Source organism: Actinoplanes sp. NPDC049548 (assembly GCF_040676695.1).
Lineage (GTDB): Bacteria > Actinomycetota > Actinomycetes > Mycobacteriales > Micromonosporaceae > Actinoplanes.
This window is the reverse complement of the sequence record NZ_JBFAPM010000040.1, coordinates 1-21,468: the sequence shown is the minus strand read 5'-3', so window position 1 is coordinate 21,468 and position 21,468 is coordinate 1. Positions and strand designations below refer to the sequence as shown.

General features: G+C 71.0%; 13 protein-coding genes and 1 pseudogene. 1 reads left to right on the top strand and 13 read right to left on the bottom strand.

Annotated elements, in window-relative coordinates; all coding sequences use genetic code 11:
• A pseudogene (locus tag AB0J80_RS37670) lies at positions 1-776 on the bottom strand (hypothetical protein); the annotation flags it as partial.
• Positions 777-978: 202 nt separating this feature from the next.
• On the bottom strand, positions 979-3,510 hold the full coding sequence (locus tag AB0J80_RS37665; protein ID WP_364714538.1) for an AAA family ATPase: 2,532 nt from the start codon (positions 3,508-3,510) through the stop codon (positions 979-981).
• Positions 3,511-4,179: 669 nt separating this feature from the next.
• Between AB0J80_RS37665 and AB0J80_RS37660 the strand changes: the two genes are divergently transcribed.
• Positions 4,180-4,869 carry a hypothetical protein gene (locus AB0J80_RS37660; RefSeq protein ID WP_364714537.1) on the top strand — a complete coding sequence of 230 codons (690 nt, stop codon included), beginning with the start codon at positions 4,180-4,182 and terminating at the stop codon, positions 4,867-4,869.
• A gap of 187 nt (positions 4,870-5,056) precedes the next feature.
• On the opposite strand, the gene hppD is transcribed toward AB0J80_RS37660, so the two are convergent.
• From hppD to AB0J80_RS37605, 11 genes are all read right to left on the bottom strand, one after another.
• The gene (gene hppD, locus AB0J80_RS37655) at positions 5,057-6,127 is read right to left on the bottom strand and encodes a 4-hydroxyphenylpyruvate dioxygenase (RefSeq protein ID WP_364714536.1); all 1,071 of its coding nucleotides are present in this window, start codon (positions 6,125-6,127) and stop codon (positions 5,057-5,059) included.
• Between the two features lie 34 nt (positions 6,128-6,161).
• Positions 6,162-7,148 carry a ParB/RepB/Spo0J family partition protein gene (locus tag AB0J80_RS37650; protein WP_364714535.1) on the bottom strand — a complete coding sequence of 329 codons (987 nt, stop codon included), beginning with the start codon at positions 7,146-7,148 and terminating at the stop codon, positions 6,162-6,164.
• 609 nt (positions 7,149-7,757) lie between these two features.
• The gene (locus AB0J80_RS37645) at positions 7,758-9,977 is read right to left on the bottom strand and encodes an ATP-dependent RecD-like DNA helicase (RefSeq protein WP_364714533.1); all 2,220 of its coding nucleotides are present in this window, start codon (positions 9,975-9,977) and stop codon (positions 7,758-7,760) included.
• 60 nt (positions 9,978-10,037) lie between these two features.
• The gene (locus tag AB0J80_RS37640; protein ID WP_364714531.1) at positions 10,038-10,880 is read right to left on the bottom strand and encodes an alpha/beta fold hydrolase; all 843 of its coding nucleotides are present in this window, start codon (positions 10,878-10,880) and stop codon (positions 10,038-10,040) included.
• A 272-nt stretch (positions 10,881-11,152) separates the two neighbouring features.
• On the bottom strand, positions 11,153-11,422 hold the full coding sequence (locus AB0J80_RS37635) for a hypothetical protein (RefSeq protein ID WP_364714530.1): 270 nt from the start codon (positions 11,420-11,422) through the stop codon (positions 11,153-11,155).
• A 98-nt stretch (positions 11,423-11,520) separates the two neighbouring features.
• The gene (locus AB0J80_RS37630) at positions 11,521-12,717 is read right to left on the bottom strand and encodes an ABC transporter permease (protein WP_364714528.1); all 1,197 of its coding nucleotides are present in this window, start codon (positions 12,715-12,717) and stop codon (positions 11,521-11,523) included.
• Positions 12,714-13,517, bottom strand: coding sequence for an ABC transporter ATP-binding protein (locus tag AB0J80_RS37625; RefSeq protein WP_364714526.1), 804 nt, complete (start codon positions 13,515-13,517; stop codon positions 12,714-12,716). The genes AB0J80_RS37630 and AB0J80_RS37625 overlap by 4 nt, the downstream gene beginning before the upstream one ends.
• Positions 13,514-14,674, bottom strand: a complete 1,161-nt coding sequence (locus AB0J80_RS37620) for a peptidoglycan-binding protein (RefSeq protein ID WP_364714525.1) — start codon at positions 14,672-14,674, stop codon at positions 13,514-13,516. The genes AB0J80_RS37625 and AB0J80_RS37620 overlap by 4 nt, the downstream gene beginning before the upstream one ends.
• Positions 14,671-15,207: a hypothetical protein gene (locus AB0J80_RS37615; RefSeq protein ID WP_364714523.1), complete on the bottom strand. Its 537-nt coding sequence runs from the start codon at positions 15,205-15,207 to the stop codon at positions 14,671-14,673. The genes AB0J80_RS37620 and AB0J80_RS37615 overlap by 4 nt, the downstream gene beginning before the upstream one ends.
• Before the next feature lie 207 nt (positions 15,208-15,414).
• Positions 15,415-15,984, bottom strand: a complete 570-nt coding sequence (locus AB0J80_RS37610) for a hypothetical protein (RefSeq protein ID WP_364714522.1) — start codon at positions 15,982-15,984, stop codon at positions 15,415-15,417.
• A 24-nt stretch (positions 15,985-16,008) separates the two neighbouring features.
• Positions 16,009-21,468 (bottom strand): amino acid adenylation domain-containing protein (locus AB0J80_RS37605; RefSeq protein WP_364714520.1); only part of this gene is annotated, 5,460 nt, incomplete at its 5' end.

Sequence of the window (21,468 nt, the reverse complement as noted above, 5' to 3'; positions counted from 1 at the left end):
GGGTCCAGGAAGAAACTGAACCGATCCAGGTCACTGTCCCAGTCGTACCGCATCGCCTCGATCGCATCCGTGATCAACAGGCTGGCGAACTTCAGGATCCGCGGACCCGGCCGCGCCCCACCCGACGCCCCGTCGCTGACCAACGCCAGGACAGCCGCACCATCACCGAACAGACTGTTGACGACGGCGGTCCGCATCGACCCGTCAAGGGCATACGCCGCCGAACAGGCCTCGGCGCACAACACCACCCCGAGCTCACCCGGGTGCGCCGCGGACCAGCCCGCCACCACGTTCAGAGCATTCAGCCCGGCGTTACACCCCATACCGACAATGTCCGAACGACTGCAATGCGGGTCGATACCCAACTCGCGGATCAGCAACGCACTCAGACCAGGGGTGAGGAAACCCGTCGACGTCACACAGCACAGATGCCGCAGATCCGACAACGACGCACCCGCGTTCTTGAGGCACACCTGCAACGCCTGAGCGCCCATCTCCACAGCCAGGCGCTTGTGCTTGTCCAACAACACACCCTGCGGCTCCGGACGGCGCCGGCCCTCGGCGTCGACTGCCGGCAGGGTGAGGCTGCGCCGGTCGATCGCGCTGTTGAGAAACACCGACCGGACCTTCGGGTCACCGATCCCGAAGAGGTCGAGCAGCTCGGCCTGAGAGACGGTCGTCCCGGTCGTAGCCGTGCCCACACCCACCATTCGCGAAATAGCGGGCAGGGCCACCTCGGCAACGGATTCCGCGGGGCGTTCCAAAGTGATCGTCATCGGTACATCCATCCCCACATGCGACCCTTACTGCGCACCTGGTTCTTGACCGACCATGTGGACATCGTGAACGCTCCCTCGAATTGCGTGTCAACCTGTCACAGCGACCGTAGGAAGGGGAGATCAGCGCCGTCAAGTTTCGTCCAACCGCTCAATGTCCGCTGCCGCGAAGGCGCGTGGAATACTATTGTTCGCAGGGTTCTCAAGGCTGGAAGCGCCGCAATCCGGAGCGGCTTCGCACATTGAGCTTGCGGTAGATCTTGGTGAGATGTTGCTCGACCGTACTGACGGTGATGAAGAGGCTTTCGGCGATCTGACGGTTGGTGTTGCCGGCGGCGGCGAGCGCGGCGACCCGTTGCTCGGCATCGGTGAGCCTGACGCTCTCCGGCGGGCCTGCCGGTTCCTGGGACGGGCCTTCCCAGGGCGGTTCCGCCTCGGCGGCAGCAGATGCGTCTTCCCCGCGATCGGCAGGCGGCCGGGCGACTTCGGGGCCGGTCGGGGCAGCGGTCCGATGGTGCCAGTCGATCGCGGCCTGGATCCCGGCCGGTTCGACCCCCCACTTGATCAGAAGTTCGGTGCACGACCGGAAGTGCGCCAGCGCGCTCTGCCGATGGCCCATCGCGAGGTGATACCGCCCGAGGGCCTGCAGGTAGGGCAGTCCGAAGGGAGTGTCGAACATGACCGGCGGCACCGGCGCGGCAAGATGCGAGCGGGCCGACTGCGCATCGCCGAGGTCGGTGGCGGCCCGGACCGCGACCGACAAAGGCAGTCCGGCCGCCACGCCCCACGCCGGCGGTGGCACGACGTCGAGCACCTCGCGGATCCCGCGCAGGGAGGTCTCGCTGTCACCGCTGCGCAGCGCCGCCACCGACTGGATCGTGCCGATCATCACCCGGCGCATGGGTACCCGTCCGATCCAGTCCTCTTTCAGCAACCGGTCACACCAGGCGGCGGCTTCGTCCAACTGGCCGGTCTGCACGAGGACGACGAGGGCGTACAGGGCGGGGGTGAGCGGGGTTCCGGCGCGGATGGCCGACAGCATCTGGTCGGCCCGGCCGGGCGTCATGGCGTCGTACGCCGAGGTCGCCGCCGAGCTGAGGTAGGTGACCGCGGCCATCGGGCCGGATTGGGCCAGCGGCGGCTGTTGGAGGGGTTCGGAAGAGCGGCGAAGGTGGTCGGGGTGGAGCGGGTGTGTGAGGGCGGGCACGGCATGGGTGGGCCGCCCGGGTTCCTCGAGGGTGGCCGAGCCCGGCCACGTCCGGCGGAACAACGTCCAGAGCTGGGCGAGGCTCGAGCCTCCACCGCCTTCCAGACCGGAGAGCCGCATCAGCTCGTCGGCCTCACCGAACTCGCCCCACCAGAGCAACTGGTTCACCACCACCAGGATGTCCGGGCCGGTGAGCAGCCCGGCGAGCGCGTCGCGGCGGAGCCCGTGCAGCCGTCGCACGGCGCGGCTGGGATCGGCGTGCCACTGCGCGTCGGCCGCCAGCACGGCGGCCTGAGCTCGTTGCGTCTCCTCCCCACTCGATTCGACGGCGTACCGCAGGCTTTTCCCCGCGCTTTCGACGTCGCCGGCCGCCATCGCCTCGCGCGCCGCCTCGCAGAGGATGGTGACCCGCCAGGCGGCCTTGCCCCCGTCCTGGGCCGCGATCAGATGCTCCGCCACGGCGATCGCCGGCGCCCCGCTCGCGTGCAGCACTTCGGCCGCACGACCGTGCAAGGTGGACAGGTCCGCCGAGGGAACACTGGAGAGCATTGCCGATCGGATGTGGCCGTGCCGGAAGCCCTCGGCTGCCTCGGCGTCCCGGAGGCCGATCTCATGCAGGTCCCGCATGCCGGCCCGGACCACGGCGATGTCCGCGCCGACGAGCTCGGCGATCAGCGCCGGTGCGGCGTAGTCGCCGAGGACCGCTACGGATCGGGCGACCGCGGCGGTCACGGGCGAACATCGGTGCAGGATGCGCAGCACGGCCTGCCGGAAGCTGGACCCGGGCTCGCCGTCGGCCGGTTCCGGCACGGCGATCCGGTCGTCGATCAGGGCGTGCAGCAGCAGCGGGTTTCCGCCGCTCACCTCGGAGTAGAAGCGTACGGACGCGGCGTCGGGTACGGCTCCGAAGTGCCGGGTCAGGTGCTCCGCGATACCGGCCTGGGTCAGCGCCGCGAGCCGGATCCGGTGGCAGTACGGCAGGTGCAGCATCTCGGCCCGCAGGTCCGCCGTCTCCCGCTCGTAGGACGTGCACTCGTTGAGGACGATGACCACCCGGGACTGTTCGATCCTGCGGATGACGTAGCTGAGGCAGCGCAGCGACTGCTCGTCGGCGAAGTGGATGTCGTCGATGCCGATGACGACCGGCCGCCCGCGGGCGAAATCCTGGATCACGGCACCGATCCGATCCATCATCGCGAAGAAGTCGCGGTCCGGATGCGGCCTGCCGTCCGGGAAGGGTGGCGTCATGCCGGCGGCGCACATCCCGTGTATCAGTCGGTCGAGCACGCCGAACGGACGCGCCCGCTCCCCGGCTGAGGCGGTGACCAGGAAGAAGGGGCCGCCCTGGCGTCCCGCGTGGGCGGCCATCTCCTGCATCAGAGCCGTCTTCCCGGTGCCCACCGGGCCGCTCACGAACAGCACCGCACCCTGACTACGGGTCGACGCCGCGTAAGCTTCCTCGAACAAAACCAATTCGGATCTGCGCTCCCCCAGTGCCACAGTGACCCCCGCACCAAGCAATTCCACTGCGCCCGTGTTAAACCTTACCGGGGCCGGGCGAACGGAGGAACCGGGCATCTGATCGGACATCCAGACCCGACCGCAGGTCAGGAGCCCTTTTCCGGGCGGGATCGGGGAAAGGTCAGAAGTTCCCCCGGTAAAAGGATCCGACAATGCAGACCGCCGTATCAAGCGGTGTGATATTCCGGCCGGCCCGTCGCCTGATCGGTCACATCGGTTCCCACCTGCTTAACCGCGCTGAGCAAGCCGGGAAGCCTGGGTGAAGGTCACGCACCACACCGACGCGGCCGACCGCACACGACCCGGGATCACCGGCCGCTGTGCGGGGGCCAGGTACTCCCTTTGTCCGGCGAGGCGGCCGGTCGCGCGGCCATGAGGTACGGGAAGTGCCAGTTCAGGGCCGCTCTGCCGGCGCGGGCCGACCAGCCGTCACGATCGGAGCGCCAGTACGCCGGGCCACCGGCTCCGCGGTCGGCGCCTGTGCAAGTGGCGAGGGTCAACGCTTCCCGGAGCCCACCGGCGGAAGCGCAGTGTCTAGGGTGATGCACGCCACGCGGGGATCATTACGCGCCATCAGCACCAGGGACCCGGCGGTCGTCCGGTCACCACGATCCATTCGCGTCAGGATGCAGCTCCGGCGCTCCGCCTCGAATGGATGTGGAATGCATCCGCACCATGTCCAACCGCAATTCGCCCAGAAGCCCGAGGCGCGCCATACAGTCCGGGGGACTCCGCCTTACCGGATACGGAAGCGTCAATGCAGGAAGCAGAGAAGATCGACCGCAAGAACCGATCTCGATCGAATGCACGAAGATCTCGGCCGAAAGACTCCAGCGGGCGGCATTCACCCGGGTGGACCAGGGCGTATTCACGGTGATGGGAACCGGCGGATCCGCTGACCAGTCCGAGCGCCGCGCGGTGACGCGGCGCGATCACGCCGATGCCGACCAAGCCGTCGACGCGCTGGCCGAGCTCGGGCCCGAGCAGCGGGCCCAGCGGGACCGCCCGCGGGAAAGCAACGATCGCCTCCACCATCCGGCCCTCAGGGCCGCCGTCGGTGCGCAGGACGACGCCGAAGGGATTCTCCGGTCGGCAGTGGCCGGCAACGCCGAGGCGACCATGCGCGCGGCAGTGGCCGGCAGCGCCGAGGCGTCCTTGCGGGCGGCAGTCGTCGGCAGCGCCGAGATCGTCCAGCCCGCGGCCGGGCACGCCGGGGCAGGCCCTCGGTTACCGCGGCGAGTCCGAGCGCGCCGTCGCCGCTATCCCCCCGGCCGAAGTCTGGGACTTCGTCGCCGGCGGCACTGGCATCGGGACCACCGCCTCGGTGAACCGTACGGCGCGGTGGTCTACCGGCGACCGCGTTGATGCGCTCGGTGGGCGGCCGGCGCCGCCGGAGGACGCCGTGCAGGCGGTCGAACGGGGGGCGGACGCGATCGTGGTCTCCCGCCACGGAGATTGCCGTCCAACCGCCGCTTTCCACCGGTTGAACGGGCACGAGCAGTCCACGTCGGGCGCTGAACAGACACACCGGTTGTTCCTACCGGGCAACGGCTCACAGAGCCCGGTCCGCGACCTGCTGCCGTTCGACGGCCTCATACAGCGCCTTGATGTTGTTGCTACCGAAGGTCAGGGCGCCACGGCGTTCGATCAGCTCGTAGAACAGTGTGCTCCGCGGGTGCCGGGACGTCGTGAAGATCTGCAGCAGGACGCCGGTTCGGTCGCGGTCCGCGAGGATATTGAGCTCCTGGAGCTGTTTCACCGGGATGCCCAGCGGGCCCAGCCGGTCAGGAAGAGCGTCGTAGTAGCTTGCCGGGGTCCGCAGGAAGGCGATGCCGCGCTCGGCGCAGTCGCGTACGCCGGCCCGGATGTCCTCGGTCAGGAAGGCGACGTGCTGCACCCCTGCCCCGTCGTGGTTCCTGAGGAACATGTCGATCTGCCCGGGGGCGAGGCGGGTGTCGGGTTCGATGATCGTGAAGGTGACCCCACCGGTACGGCTCTGTACCACCTTCGACTCCATCGCCTGCGAGCCGACGATGATGCGCTCCTCGAAGGTCTGGTCGAGGGCGAACACCTCCCGGTACCGGCGTACCGTATCTTTTAGCTCGCCCGCGGGCACGCAGACCGCCAGGTGGTCGATGGCTCGCAGGAGGCCCGGGCCGGCGGCCGGCTCGGGCTCCTCGGCGATGACGCCGGGCGCGAACGGCCCGTCGGGCCGGCGCCGGGAGGCGAACCGGTGCTCGACGTCCCCGAAGCCCTTCACCGAGGCGAACGTCACCTCACCGCCCGCCGGTCCGACGGTCACCGGCGGGGCGAGTGGCTCCGCGCCCCGCTCGACCGCCTCGGCGAAGGCCGCACCGGCGTCGGCGACGCTCAGTCCCACGACCGCGACGCCTTCGCCGTGCCGTTGGAGGTACTCGTGTCCACGGTGCCGGGCCGCGATCGGCTCGGTCACCAGCAGGGCGACGCGGTGCTGACGCAGCAGCACCGATCGGCAGTCCCGTAATGCCGTGTCCGGTCCACCGCGACCGTGCACGGTGAATCCCCACCCGTCACGGAACCGTGTCGCGGCCTCCTCGGCATCGTGGACGTAAAGCTCAAGGTGGTCGATCGTCTGGATGTCCATCACGATGCTCCTTTCGCTGGCACGTGCGACACCGTCAGCCGGCGACGCGCCGGCCCGGGTCGACGCGGGTGGCGAAGTCGGCCCACAGGTCGGCGAACTGCCGCGCCAGGTCGGCCACCACGTCGGTGCAGTGCGGGGGAACGTTGGTGACGATGCTGTCCCATTCCTCGGTCCAGCGGGTGTGCAGGCTGAGGAGCCGGAGCAGGTTGCGGCCGGTGTCCGTGTACCGCAGCGCCGGGTCGCCGATGAGCCGGTTGACGACCGCGACACGGTCGGTCACGAGCTCCGGGCGGTCGGTGGTGCGGACGACGTTCAACGGCCGGCGTTCCCTGCGTGCCGCCTGGGCCGGTGCAGCGCCCTGGCCACGCCTGGCCGGCACGAGGTCGAGACCGGCGAGCAGCCGGTTACGGACGTCGCGGGCTGTCTCCGGAGAGATCGCCGCCGCCTTCGCGACCTGTCGCAGCGACAGGTTCGGATTCTCGGTCATCAGCTGCCCGGCGAGCCGGCGGCCCGCGCTGCAGTCCAGGGGGCGCACCCGGCCGTCCTGCCCGATCCGGCTGGCACCGGGCCCGGCTGCCCCGGCGACCCGGCGACGGATGTCGGCCACCGTTCCGGGCGACACCCCGGTCACCGCGGCCACCCGGCGGTCCGACCACTGCGGGTGCGAGACGGCGATACGTTCCGCCGCCCGCTTACGGTCGGCGAGGGCGAGCGGCAGACCGTGGGCGACGTTGAGCCACACCGACAGGACGAAGGCCTCGGCCTCTGGTCCGTCGAAGAACCGTGCGGCGATCGTCGACTCGCCGCGCCGGATGGCGGCCTGAACCCGGTGAATGCCGTCGATGACCCGCATCGTCGGGCGGTGCACCACGATCGGGGGCAGGTCGGCCTCCGCCGCGACCATCGCCTCGACGTGGTCGGGGTCGGCGCCGGCGAGCCGGGGTGACCCGCTCAGCTCCAGTGAGCTGACCTCTATGATCATGATCGGCTGTCGGTTGATGTCCTCTTCTTCGGGTGTCAACGGAACTCCTTCAGCTCGTGACGCGCACACCGGATCGGCGTCCGCGCGACGCAAAGCGAGGCCAGGCATCAGTCGGGGACGTGGGACACGGCCGTCGCGTCAGGCCGCTCGGGCGGATCGCGCCGCCGTATCGCTCCTCCGCGGCCGATGCAGGGGCCGCGAGTCCCGGGGTCGCACGCCGGCGTTCGGAAGGGTGTCTCCCGCCGACCGGCTGAGCGAGAAGGTAGTAGCCGACCCGGCGCGCAAAGGACACCCGGGTCGGAAGTGGCCGACAGGAAACCGGGCGCACCCGGCTCGGCCCACCGGGGCGGCGCTTCGTCCTGCGTGGACGGGCGGCTGGACGCCGACTTCCCGTGCGCAGCGACGGCGAGGCGGATCAACCGATCCGATCAGATCTTCGCCATGACTCTCAATCCCCCATGTTTGGCAAATGTTCGCGCGGAGTGTTTGACATCTCGCGTGCCGGGTATAGATAGCCGGTTTGCCGGAATGAAAACTAGCACCGGCCGAATGCGGAAGGTAACCCCTGTCCTACGGTCCGGCACCGACCCCTAACCCCTAGCCCGGGATGCCTGCGATTTCCCGGCTAAGTCCGACATCGCCAGCTCCTCAGGTGGTGAGGCGGTGGGTGAGGGCGGTGTGGCGGCGGCCGGCGCCGACGGTGCGGACGGCGGCGGCGAGGGCGCGGCGCGAGCCGACAAGTACGACAAGCTTCTTCGCGCGGGTGACGGCGGTGTAGAGCAGGTTGCGTTGCAGCATCATCCAGGCGCTGGTCGTCAGCGGGATGACCACGGCGGGATACTCGGACCCCTGGGAACGGTGGATCGTCATCGCGTACGCGTGGGCCAGCTCGTCGAGCTCGTCGAAGTCGTACTCGATGGACTCGTCCTCGTCGGTGCGTACCGTGAGGGTCTGCTCGTCGGGGTCCAGGGCGGTGACCACGCCGACCGTGCCGTTGAACACGCCGGCCTGGCCCTTGTCGTAGTTGTTGCGGATCTGCGTGACCTTGTCGCCGACCCGGAACACCCGTCCACCGGCTCGCCGTTCCGGCGCACCCTCCCGGGCGGGCGTGAGCTGCTGTTGCAACAGGACGTTCAGGGCGCCCGCGCCGGCCGGGCCGCGGTGCATCGGGGCCAGGACCTGCACGTCGCGGCGCGGATCGAGGCCGAACTTCTTCGGTACGCGGGCACAGGCGACCTCGACGGTCAGCGCAGCGGCGGCCTCGGTGTCCTCGCACGGGAACAGGAAGAAGTCGCGCATGCCCTGCAGCACCGGCGACCGGCCGGCGTTGATCCGGTGGGCGTTGCTCACCACCCCGGAGTCGGCGGCCTGCCGGAACACCCGCGTCAACCGGACCCGCGGCATGGTCTCCGCGGCGAGCAGGTCCCGCAGAACCTCGCCGGCCCCCACCGAGGGAAGCTGGTCGACGTCGCCCACCAGCACCAGATGCGCACCGGGCGGAACCGCCTTGACCAGCTTGTTGGCCAGGATCAGGTCCAGCATCGACGCCTCGTCGACGACCAGCAGGTCCACGTCCAAGGGGTTGTCCCGGTCGTAGCCCGCCTCACCGCCGGGCTGCAGCTTGAGGAGCCGGTGCACGGTCGCGGCCGGCTGACCGGTCAGCTCCGCGAGCCTCTTCGCCGCCCGCCCGGTCGGCGCGACCAGCAGGATCTTCGCGCGCTTGGCGGCCGCCAGCTCCACGATCGACCGGACCGTGAAACTCTTGCCGCACCCGGGTCCGCCGGTCAGCACCGCAACCTTCGCTGTCAACGCGAGCGCCACCGCCTGCTCCTGCTCCACCGCCAGCTCCGTGCCGGTGCGCGCCTTCAACCAGGCCAGCGCCTTGGACCAGTCCACACCGGCGAACGCCGGCATCCGGTCGGCCGGCGCCCGCAGCAGCGTCAGCAGGGAGGTCGCCAGCGACGTCTCCGCCCGATGGAACGGCACCAGGTAGATCGCCGCCACCGGCCCGTCCGCACTAGGCAGGTCCTCCCGGACGACCCCCTCCTCGGCGACCAGGTCGTCCAGGCAGCGGCCCGCCAACGCGGCCGGCACCTCGAGGATCTTCGTCGCCTCGGCGACCAGCTGATCGGCGGGCAGGTAACAATGACCGTTGTCGGTGGCCTGCGACAACGTGTACTGCAAACCCGCCTTGACCCGTTCCGGACTGTCATGGGGGATCCCGACCGCCTGCGCGATCGTGTCGGCGGTCTTGAACCCGATCCCCCAGACCTCCGCCGCCAGCCGGTACGGCTCCGCCCGCACGACGTCGATGGACTTCTCGGCGTACTTCTTGTAGATCCGCACCGCGATCGACGTCGACACCCCGACGCCCTGCAGGAAGACCATCACCTCCTTGATCGCCTTCTGCTCCTGCCAGGCTGCGGTGATCTTCGCCGTACGCTTGGGCCCGAGCCCCGGCACCTCGACCAGCCGGGCCGGCTCCTCCTCGATCACCCGCAACGTCTCGAGGCCGAAGTGCTCGACGATCCGCTCGGCGAACACCGGCCCGATTCCCTTGACCAGTCCGGAGCCGAGGTAGCGGCGGATGCCCTGGATCGTCGCGGGCAGCACGGTCGTGTACGAGACCACCTCGAACTGCCGCCCGTACTGCGGGTGTGACGACCACCAGCCGCGCAGCCGCAGGCTCTCCCCCGGCTGCGCGCCCAGCAGCGACCCCACCACGGTCACCAGGTCCGACCCGCGGCCGGTCGCCACCCGGGCCACCGTGTAACCGGTCTCCTCGTTCACGAACGTCAACCGCTCCAGCACCGCTTCCAGCACATGCGGCGCCGGCCGGGACGACACACCCGCCGACACGATCCCCATCCTGCCCGCCGCCGGCGGGTCAGGCGGCACCGGACTCCCCCGGCACCTCGCGGCAGGACGTCAGGTGGCCGACGTGGCGCCGAGCGTGACCGGCTCCGCGGCGTCACGGCGGAAGAAGCCGATGATGGCGGCGTTGACCTCGGCCGGCCGTTCGAGGTAGCCGAAGTGGCCGCAACCGTCGATCTCGTGGTAGACCGCGCCGGGAATGGCCTCGGCCACCTCCCGGCAGAGCTGCGGCCGGGTGACCAGGTCGTCGGCAAAGCCGATCACGAGGCACGGGCGGTCGATCCGGCGGTACGCGGCCCGGCGGTCCGCGATCAGCTGGAGCCCCAGCTGGGGCCGGATGGAGGCCGGGCTGACCGCGGAGATCTCCAGGATGTCGAGCCAGTCGCGCATCCGCTCATGGTCGCCGAGGGTACGGGCGGACAGGTTCTGCATGGCGGTGACCACGGCCGCGTACCGGGGCGGGAGCGTGACGCCGCTCTCGGCGAGCTCGATGTCGCCGGCCGTGACGGCGGCGCCGAAGGTGTCGGTGCGTGCCTTGGTGGCCATCAGCACCGCCTCCCGGACCAGGTCGGGGCGGGCCACGAGCAACTCCTGCACGATCACGGCGCCAAGCGAGAAGCCGACGATCCGGCACGGCCCCACATCGAGGTGCTCGATCAGCGCGGCCACGTCGGCGACCAGGTCGCCGAGGGTGAAGTCGCCCGGGCCGGCGTCGGTCGGCGGGATGCCCCGGTTGTCCACCGTGATCACCCGGTGCCCGGCGCCTCGCAGTGCGGGCACCTGGTGGGTACGCCAGATGCGGCCGGGCGCGCCGGTGCCGGTCACCAGGACCACGGGATCCCCGTCGCCGTAGTCGTCGTACCCGAGCGTGATCCCGTTGACCTTCGCCAATGCCATGCCGACCCCCGCCTCACCATTGTCGCCAGCAGCTCGCCGGACGACGCCGGCTTCGGATCGCCTTTCCCCGGCGAGGGAATGACGCTGCCAGGACGCTATTGCGGCGCCTGGAAGGGCGTCAACGACGCGTCCAACCGTCCGCGTCATTGCATCGGCGACGGACAATGGCAAAGCGCCGGTTGGGCCGGGCGCGCTCCGGCCCAACCGGCTCCTTCCGGCGCGGACGGCGGGGAACGGGGGTACCCGCGATCCGCCGGCCGGAGCATGAGGGCTCAGGCAAGGTGCTGACAGGCCTCGTACGCGGCGAGGTACCCGGGGCTGTCGGTGTCGAAGGTGTCGTGCGGGCCGATGTACAGCAGGCCGCTGGGTCCGGGATCGGGGAACTCGGCCACGCCGTGCCCGCGCATGCAGGCGGCGTACACGTCGGGACCGGTGCGGGTCGGTGTGCCGGACGGCGCCGGGGAGAGGCGGTGCCCGGACGGCGACCCGGAGGTGCAGCCGGCGGCGAGCAGGACGATCCCGGCGAGTCCCACGAGGACCACGGATTGAAGGCGACGGGACATGAATCCTCCGGGTGTTCCTGGGTCGTGCGGTACGCGGGCTCACGTCGGCTGCCCGCGTACCGTCGATGAAGGCGCCGTCAGATGGTGCGCAACGCCTCGGTGGGTTGCATGCGGGCCGCGCGCAGCGCCGGCAACAGCCCGGCCACGGCGCCGATCAGGATCGCCGCGCCGAGGCCGCCGGCCCAGGCGAGCGTCGGGATCACGATGGCCCAGTCGCGGAAGCTGACGTAGACGGCTGTCGCGACCACGCCGGCGGCCACACCCACCGCGCCGCCGAGGGCGGCCAGCAGCATCGCCTCGGAGAGGAACTGCAGCCGCACGTGGCCCTTGGTGGCACCGATCGCGCGGCGCAGGCCGATCTCGGAGCGGCGTTCGAGCACCGTGATGACCATCGTGTTCGCCACGCCGACGCCGCCGACGAGCAGCGCCACAGCGCCCAGGCCGAGGAAGAGCGTGTTGAGGGCGGACTGCGCTGCCGCCCGGGCCACCAGCGCGGCCGACGGCTGGGTGACCTGGACCTCGTTCGGGTTCTCCGGGTTCGCGGTGGCGCCGAGCACGTTGAAGACGTCGGTGACCTTCTCGGGGATGGCCCGCACGTAGATGGTGGTGGGGTAACCGTCGAAGTTCAGGTACTTCTCCGCGGCCGGATAGCCGATCAACACCGATCCGTTGATCTGGGGCGTGAGCGGGGCCTCGTCGAGGATGCCGCCGACGTAGAACCACTGCCCGCCCAGCCAGATCCGCTCGCCCGGGTAGATCCGCCCGATGCCGAGTCGCTGCGCGGCCTCCGCTCCGAGCACGGCAACCGGTTGGGTGGAGGTGGCGGCGTTCAGGTAGCGACCCTCGGCCATCCCGATCCGCAGCGCCTCCGGCAGACCGAGGCTGGCCGGCGTCACCATGAGAGCGTTGGTGTTGAAGCTCTGGATGTAGGGACTCCGGTAGACCTGGGTGTCCACCACGCCGGTGCTCTCCACCGACTGGACGGGCCCGACCCGGGAGATCATGCCGGGCGCCTCGAGCGGCAGCTTGGCGGTGTCGCCGGTGAGCGACTGCCCGGGCGTGACCACCAGCAGGTTCGTCCCGAGCTTGTCGATCTCGGCGAGCAGGCCGGCCTGCGACGACCGGGACAGGCCGAGCACGGCGACCATCGCCGCCACGCCGATCGCGATGCCCAGCGCGGACAGGGCCGCCCGCATCCGCCGGGTGCGCAGCCCGACGCTCGCCATCCGGGCCACGTCTGCCGGGGACATCCGGCGCACCACCCTGTTGCTCATGACAGCCTTCCTTCGCTGATGTCCGGCTTCCCCGCGGTCGCCGGCCTCGCGGTGGCGCCGGCCGGTGGCGTCCGCACGTCGGTGACGATGCGGCCGTCGAGGACCTCGATGCGCCGGGGCAGCTGCTCGGCCATCTCATGGTTGTGCGTGATGATGACGATGGTGGCGCCGTCCGCGTTGAGCTCCAGCAGGAGGTCGAGGATGGCGGCGCCGGACGTGCTGTCCAGGTTGCCGGTCGGCTCGTCGGCCAGCACGATGTCCGGGTTGCCGACCAGCGCCCGGGCGATGGCCACGCGCTGGCGCTCGCCGCCGGACAGCTGCGGCGGACGGTGATGCCCCCGGTGCTCGAGGCCGACCCGCTTGAGCGCCGCCGCCGCAGCCGCCATCCGCTCGTTGCGACGGACCCCCGAATACAACATGCCGTCGGCCACGTTCTCCAGGGCCGAGGTGTGCTCGGCCAGGAAGAACTGCTGGAAGACGAACCCGATCCGGGTGGCGCGCAGGGCCGCGAGATCCCGGTCGGACATCGTGGCCACGTCGTGGCCGACGATCCGCATGGCGCCGGTCGTCGGCCGGTCCAGCGTGCCCATCACGTGCAGCAGGGTCGACTTGCCGGAGCCGGACGGGCCGACGATCGCCACCAGCTCGCCCCGGCACACGGTGAAGCTCGCCTCGTCGAGCGCGAGCACGGGCGTCTCGCCCGGGTAGACCTTGCTGACATGGTCGAGCTCCAGGACCGCCTCGGTCTCGAGTTCGTCCGTGACGCGCTCGGCGGGCGTGGTGCCGGTGACGGTGCTCATGACGCCGGCACCACGACGTTCTGGCCCTGGACGAGGCCCGTGCCGGACACCTCGACCCGGCCGGCGTCGTCGTCGAACAGACCGGTCTTGACGGCGACCAGGCGGTGGGCGCCGGCCGCGTCGACGACCTCGACGGCGTACCCGCCGCCGGCGAGCGCCAGCAGCGCGTTCACGGGCACGGTCAGGACGTTCTTGACGGTCTCGGACACGATGGCCACCTGTACCGGCGCCTTGTCGAGGTTGCCGGTGTCCTTCGGCTTGAGGGGCGTGATGAGCACCGGGACGGTGATGTTGCCGTCGTCGTCCTTGGTGGCCACCGTGCCGACCGAGGCCACCTTGCCGGGCGTCGTCTTGTTGCTCGGCAGCGTGATCACGACCTGGTCGCCGACCTTTACATTGCTTTGCCGGGTCGCCCGCAGCGCGACGCTGACCTGCCGGTTGGTCGAGGAGGCGGTGAGCATCTGCTGGCCGGAGGTGGCCGCGCCGCCCACCTTGCCGCTGACCTCCGTGACCCGGATCCGGTCGACCGGCACGAAGATGACCTGGCCGAGGTCGAGCTCGCCGGTCTTGTCCTGGCCGATGGCGTCCTGCAGCTTCCGCAGCGCCTTGTAGGTCTGGTAACCGAACTCGTTGGAGGTGCGATCCAGCTTGGCGGACGACGCGTATCCGAGGTCGACGAGGGCCTGGTTGAGCTGCCGGACGTCGGCGCCCTCATCGCCCCACTCGAGCTTGCGGTAGACCGGCACCCACGCGCCCTTGAGCAGCAGGACCGGCTCGCCGTCCACCTTGTAGAGCGCCTTGCCACTCTTGATCACGTCGCCCACGGCCGGCAGCTTGGTGTACGTGCCGGCGACCTTGTTCAACAGCGTGTACGTGCCGGCGAAGCCCAGCGTGCCGCTCTCGGCGCTGCGCGCGGACAGGCTGCCCTTGGTGACCTGGGCCAGAGCGGTGCCGCTGCCGCTGTCGATCGTGGTGTCGGTGCGGCGACTGCCGAACGGGTCGAACACCACGTACGCCACTGTGGCCGCCGCGACCAGCGACAGCACCACCACGAGGATCAGCGGACCGCGCCGGCGCCTGGTGCGGACCGGACGCCGGCCGTTGGTCTCGGGCGCGCCGGTCCCGACACCCTCGACCGGCGTCTGCGTCGTGCTCATGACCCACCACCGGCGGGACCGGCACCGCCACCGCGCGGCGCGTTCTGCGGCTTGTACTGGGCACACGCGGCGTCGGCGGACTTGAACTGCTCGGACTGGGGGTCGACGTTACGCGGCAGCATGACCTGGCCGTTCTTGTCGGGGTCCGGGAACGACGGCAGGCCGTGCTCACGCATGCAGGCGGTGTACTTGAGCTTGTCCGCGGTGCTCCACGCGCTCGCCGGGTCGTCCTTCACCTTCGCGGCACTGCCGATGTACTGCTTGCAGGCGTCCTGTGCCTGGCGGAACTCGGGCGAGTCCTGGTCGACGCCGCTGTTGGGGTCGAGCCTGACCTGACCGTTCTTGTCGGGGTCCGGGAAGTTGGCCACCCCGTTCTCCCGCATGCATTTCGCATAGGCCACCGGGTTGCCACCACGGTTGCCCGGCGCGGAGTCCTCGGCCGGGGCGCTGGCGCCGCCCGTCGGGCCGATCGTGGCGACCGACTTCTGCGGCTCATCGCTGTTTCCGCACCCGCTCGCGAGCACTATCGTCACGGCCGTCAAACCGGTCAGTGCGGCAACGCGGAATCGTCCGCGCATGCTGATCATGTCGTCCTCCACTGCTTGTTGGTTCCGGTCATGACGCCTGTTCTACGGCAGCCCCGGTTTCGCGGCGGTTTCACCACTCTCCGGGCCTGGACAAGGCGCCGGGCCGCATCTTTCGATGCGGCCCGGCACGCTTTTGTCGACGGTGGCGCAGGTCTACTGGGCCGGCCTCGGCGCGTCGGACGGCAGGTACTGGCGACAGATCTTGTCGGCGGCCTGAGCCTGCGGCGTACGAGCGTCGTACGAGAACATGCCGTTGACCGGCTCCGGGAAATCGGGCACGCCGTTCTTGCGCATGCAGGACACGTACGCCCGGGTGTCGATCGGCTTGCCGACGAACGACGCCGACCCCGACGGAATCGGGCCCACCTGCTGCGCCCCGACGTTCGGCATCAGGCTCTTGCAGGCCGCTTCGGCGTCCTTGAACGTCTGGGAACTGGTGTCGATGCCGTCCTGCGGCGAGATCCGCAGCCGGCCGTCGGGTGGGGGCTCCGGGAAGTTCGCCACGCCGTTGCGGCGCATGCAGGCCACGTACTGCGCCAGGTCGCCGGCCGGCGCGGCGCCGGCCTTGGGTTCGGCACCGTCGCCACGACTGCCGGCGCCGATCAGGTAACCGGCACCGATCAGCGCCACCGCCAGCACGGAGGCTATGACGATGCCCGCGCGCAACCACGTCGACCGGATCGGCGGCGGGCTTTCCGAAATGGTCACGTCGTCGTTCTCCATGGCTCCTCCAGGACTGAGGTTTGTTCAGGGCTTACCTTCGCCGCTCAGGTCTTGGCCGCCCTGAACAATCCTCACTGACTCGGAAATGATCCGCCCGATCTCGGCGCCCGCGTGGCCCTGCAGCATCGCGTGGTGGGCTGCCGCCACATTCACGCATCTGATGGTGCCATGCACGAAGGGCGTCCAACTGTCCGGCGCATTCTCGATCAGCAGGGAGTCCGGACTTTCCTGCCCGGCGACGAAGAGCAGCAGATCTCCGTCGAACGGCGCCGGGGTGAACCGTTCGCTCAGCGAGATATGACTCGCATTCACTCGCATCATTTCCGTGGGCATTCGCGGGCCGTCCTTCGGGCCCGGCTCCCGGGCGGCGTCCGGCGGCGGCTCGTTGCGCTCCCGGTCACCGTCCCCGGCGCGCCGTGCCGTGATCGGGTAGCCGTCCACGACGGCCAGCAACGCGACGTCCTCACCGAGCTGTCGCAGACGCGTGGCCATGGCGTGCGCCACCAGGCCGCCGAACGACCAGCCGAGCAGGTGGTACGGCCCTTCCGGCTGCACCGCACGGATCTGGCTCACGTAGTCCATGGCCATCTCCTCGATGCTCTCCGGCATCCGCTCGCCGTCGCGGAAACCGCGGGCCTGCAACCCGTAGACCGGTCGGCCTTCGAGGTGGCGGGCGAGGTCGGCATAACAGGAGGCGAGGCCGAGGCTGGGATGCACGCAGAACAGGGGCGGCCGGTCGCCGCCGGTCGCCAGCGGCAGCAGCAGGCCCTCCGCCTGGTCACCGCCGTCGAGCGTACGGGCGATGTCGGCCACGGCCGGCCCGGCGAAGAGCGTCCGCAGGCTCACATCGGTGTCGAAGACCGCGCGGATCCGGGCCATCAGGCGCATGGCGAGCAGCGAGTCGCCGCCGAGCTCGAAGAAGGACCGGTCGGCGGCCACCGAGGGGACGCCCAGCACCTCGGCGAACAGGCCGCAGAGCAGCTCCTCGACCGGGGTTCGAGGCGCCCGGCCGGCCGTACCGGGCGCGGGCAACGCCGCCCGGTTGAGCTTGCCGTTGACCGTCAGCGGCAGGGCGTCGAGCGTGACGACCGCGCTCGGGACCATGTGCTCCGGTAGCCGGCGCGCGGCCAGCTCGCGCAGCGACTCGCCGTCGGCGCTGCCGACCACGTACGCCACGAGATGGCTGTCCCGCTGCACCACCGCGACCTGCGACACATCCTCGTGCCCGGCGAGGACCGCCTCCACCTCGCCCGGCTCCACCCGGAACCCGCGGATCTTCACCTGCTCGTCGCCGCGGCCCTCGAAGTGCAGGTTCCCCTCGTGATCCCAGCGGACCAGGTCGCCCGAGCGGTACATCCGCTCGCCCTCGTGGAACGGGCTGGCCACGAACGCGCCCGAGGTCAGTCCCGGACGGCCCACGTAACCGCGCGCCAGTCCCGGCCCGGCGAGGTAGACCTCTCCGGGCACGCCGGGTCCCACGGGAGTGAGGAACTCGTCGAGCACGTACGCGCGGACGTTCCCGATCGGGGCGCCGACCGCCGGGGCCACGCGGGGCTGTCTGGGCACGGGAACGGCGGTGCTGATGACGGTGGCCTCGGTGGGGCCGTACGTGTTCCACACCGTCGCCCTCTCCGTCCACCGGCCGGCCAGCTCGGCGGAGAGCCGCTCGGCCCCCAGCACCCAGGTGCGCACGCCCGGCACCTCCGCCGGGTCGAGAACCGACAGCAGGGACGGGACCACGCTGGCGGCCTCGACGCCGGTGTCGCGGATCATCGCGGCGAGGGTCCGCGGGTCCGTACGCTCCTCAGCCGACGCGATCGCGAGGCAGCCGCCGCTGGTCAGCGTCACGGCGATGTCGAGGATGGACGCGTCGAAGCTGAACGAGGCGAACTGCAACGTCACCACGCCGCCGCCCAGCACCGGCCGCATCACCGACGCGAGGTTCGCCACGCCGCGATGGGCGACCGCCACACCCTTGGGAATCCCGGTCGAACCCGACGTGTAGATGACGTAGGCGAGAGAGTCGGGCTCGATGTCAACCGCCGGGGGTTCGGCCTGCGGCATGAGGCCCCACTCGACCGGCCGGGCGTCCCCGAGCGGCAGGTCCGCCAGAGTCTCGCCGGTCCCGAGCACGAGGGCCGCGCCGCTGTCGGCGACGATGAAGCCGAGGCGCTCAGCGGGATAGGCGTGGTCCAGCGGCACGAATGCGGCGCCGGTCCTCCACACCGCAAGCATGGCCACGATCATGTCGACGCCGCGCGGCAGGCACAGGGCGATGCACTCCTCCGGGGCGGCGCCGAGGTCGGCGAGGTAGGCCGCCCAGCCGTCCGCGCGGCCCACCAGCTGCGCGTAGGTGAGGACCTCGTCGCCGCAGCGCGCCGCGGGGGCGTCTGGTGTGCGCGCCGCCTGCGCGGCGATGAGGGCGGGTACGGTCGCGTCGGGGATCGGCGCCCGGGTCTCGTTCCAGGTGCGGATCACCCGGTCGTGGTCGGCCGGGTCGAGCGGCGCCAGGTCGCGGACGGGCAGGTCCGGTTCGGCGGCCATCCGGCCGAGCACGGCCAGCAGCCGGTCCAGGACGGCTCGGGCGCCCGCTTCGTCGTACCGGTCGGTGCGGTAGGTGAGGCGGATGCTGAGGCCGTCGGCCGGGCCCACGACCAAGGCCAGCGGATAGTTGATGGCCTCCCTGCCCTCCTCCGGGGTGATCAGCACCGCGCCGGGGGCCTCGCGTGCCCGGTCGTGCTCCGGTGGTCCCCCGGCCGCACCGGCACCGAAGCTCTCGAACGCCATGATGGTGTCGAACAGGGCGCCCGGTCCGGCGATGCGCTGAATCTCGCTGAGGCTCAGATACTGGTGTCCGAGCAGCGCTGTCTGCTGGGCCTGCAGGCCGGTCAGCAGCTCGGCCACGGTCTGCCGCGGGTCGAAGCGGACCCGGACCGGGACGGTGTTGATGAACAGTCCGAGCATGGACTCCATGCCGGGCAGCTCGGCCGGGCGGCCGGCGACCGAGGCGCCGAAGACGACGTCCCGGCGGCCGGTGAGCCCGCCCAGCACGGCCGCCCACGCCGCCTGCACGACGGTGTTGACGGTCGACCCATGAGCCGAGGCCAGCTCGCGGATCGCGGCGTCGAGCTCCGGTCCGGTCTCGGCGACGACGGATCCGGGGAAGGTCTGGACCGCGCCGTGGTCGAGCGGGGCGACCAGCGTCGGTTCCTCGGCGCCGGACAGGGCGTCGCGCCAGGCGTCGCGGGCCGCCTCGACGTCCTGGCGGGCCAACCAGGCGAGGTACTCGCGGTAGGAGACCACGGGCGGGGCCTCGCCGACGGCGCCACCCGTGTTGGCGGCGTATGCGGCTCCGAGCTCCTGGACGAGGATCTGCAGGGACCAGCCGTCGAGCAGGATGTGGTGCAGGGTCAGCACCATCCGGTACCGGCCGGGCGCGAACGTGAGCAGCAGCACCCTCAGCAGCGGCGGCACGGCCAGGTCGAAGCGTCGTTCCTGTTCCTGCAGGGCGATCCGGTCCGCCTCGGCCTCGGCGTCCACACCCTCGAGCGCGCTGAGGTCCTCCTCTCGCCACGGGACCTCCACGCCGGTCAGGACGGTCTGCAGGGGCCCGGCGCCGCGCGCACGGAAACCGGCCCGCAGGCTGTCGTGCCGGTCGAGCACGCTCTGCCACGCGGCGCGCAGTGCGCCGGCGTCGAGATCACCCTCGATGGCGAAGGACATCTGCTCGACGTACACGTCCATGGCCTGCTCGTCGTAGAGCGAGTGGAACAGGATGCCCTCCTGCAGCGGGGAGAGCGGCCAGATCTCGGCGAGCACGCGCCCGTCCGCGGCGGCGGCCGCCTCGTACCTTTCGATCTCGTGCTGGGTGACCTGGGCCAGCGGGAAGTCGGCCGGAGTGTGCCCGCCGCCGTGCCGTTCGGTGTGCGCGACGAGGCCGGTCAGCGCGGCCGCCCAGGCCTCGAGCAAGCGCCGCGCGGCGTCCTCCGTCAGGAGCTCCTCGGGCCAGGCCAGGCCGAGCGTCAGCTGCGGGTCGCCCGGCACGTCGCGGACCACGCCGGTGACCTCGATCGGGTGCAGGACCGGCACGTCCCGGTCGGTGCCGCCGACGCCCTGGGCCGCGATCTGCCACGCCGGCTCGGTTCCGGGCGGCGCTCCCGGGCCGCCGTCGCCAGGTTCGGCGTTGCCGCCCGGCATCCGGCCGAGGTAGTTGAACCCGATCTGGGCCTGCGCGAGACCGGCCAGCTCCGCCCCGGTCGCGGGGTTCAGATAGCGAAGAACCCCGAAACCCGCACCGCTTTCGGGTACGGCGCGCAGCTGCTCCTTGACCCGCTTCATCGCGTCGCCCAAATCTCCGCCGTGCGACGGACCGGCGTTGAGGCGCACGGGGTGGCTGCTGGTGAACCAGCCGACGGTCCGCGACAGGTCGAGGTCGCCGACGCGGCCGTGACCCTCCACGTCGACGAGGACGCCGCCCGCCGGATCGCCGTCGCGCCACCCGGTCACGGCCACCGCCAGACCGGTGAGCAACACGTCCTCGATGCCCGCGGCGAACGCGGCGGGGACCGAGGTGAGCAGGGCGGACGTGACCTCGCCCGGCACCGTGACCGACACCCGCCGCGTGCTGCCCGTGGTGTCCCGGGCGGGGTCCACGGGCCGGTCGGTGAGCAGAGGTTCGGGCTCGCGCAGCATCGCCGTCCAGGTGGGCAGCTCGGCCAGGCGGTCGTCGGCGGCGAGGGCGCGGGCCCAGTGCCGGAACGAGATGGGCACCGGTTGCAGCGCCACCTCCTGCCCGCCGGCGAGCGCGGTGTACGCCTCGGCGAGGTCCGGCAACAGAATCCGTAGCGACACCGTGTCGACCACAAGATGCGCGATGGTCAGCAGGAGGCGGCCGGCGCGCTCAGGGCCGGCGTCGAACCAGACCGCCCGCACCATCACGCCGTTGTGCGGATCGATGCGGGCCGCCGCCGCTTCCGCTCCCTCTTCCAGGACGCGGAACACGTCGTCGCCCTCGAGCCCGGAGACGTCGACCCGGTGCACCAGGGTGCCGGGTGCTGCCGCCTCGGGAACCGTCAGTCGCCAGCCGCCGGCATCCGACGTCAGCCGGGCGCGGAGGATGTCGTGGTGGATCAGCAGGGCCCGCAGCGCCTGGTCGAGAAGAGCGTGGTCGGCGCCGGCGGGTGTGGTGACGAGCGTGGCCAGCGCCGCCTCACCGATGCGGTCGGGGCCGGTGCGGTCGAGCAGCTCGTGCATCACCGGGGTGAGGGGGACGTCGCCGATGCCGGGCTCGCCGATGGGCGCGTTGTCCTGGATCACGCCCGCCACGGCGGCAAGGCCGGCCGGGGTTTGTTGTTCGAAGATCTGCCGGGCGGTGACCGCCAAACCAGCACGGCGGGCCTTGGACACCAGCAGCATCGACATGATCGAGTCGCCGCCCAGGTCGAAGAACGACGCCTCCGCCCCTACCTCGTCGAGGCCTAGCAC

Coding starts and splice junctions, on each gene's coding strand:
- AB0J80_RS37610 (WP_364714522.1), bottom strand. CDS start 15,984: ATGGAGAACGACGACGTGACCATTTCGGAAAGCCCGCCGCCGATCCGG.
- AB0J80_RS37640 (WP_364714531.1), bottom strand. CDS start 10,880: ATGGCATTGGCGAAGGTCAACGGGATCACGCTCGGGTACGACGACTAC.
- AB0J80_RS37645 (WP_364714533.1), bottom strand. CDS start 9,977: ATGGGGATCGTGTCGGCGGGTGTGTCGTCCCGGCCGGCGCCGCATGTG.
- hppD (WP_364714536.1), bottom strand. CDS start 6,127: ATGGACATCCAGACGATCGACCACCTTGAGCTTTACGTCCACGATGCC.
- AB0J80_RS37660 (WP_364714537.1), top strand. CDS start 4,180: ATGTCCAACCGCAATTCGCCCAGAAGCCCGAGGCGCGCCATACAGTCC.
- AB0J80_RS37625 (WP_364714526.1), bottom strand. CDS start 13,517: ATGAGCACCGTCACCGGCACCACGCCCGCCGAGCGCGTCACGGACGAA.
- AB0J80_RS37630 (WP_364714528.1), bottom strand. CDS start 12,717: ATGAGCAACAGGGTGGTGCGCCGGATGTCCCCGGCAGACGTGGCCCGG.
- AB0J80_RS37620 (WP_364714525.1), bottom strand. CDS start 14,674: ATGAGCACGACGCAGACGCCGGTCGAGGGTGTCGGGACCGGCGCGCCC.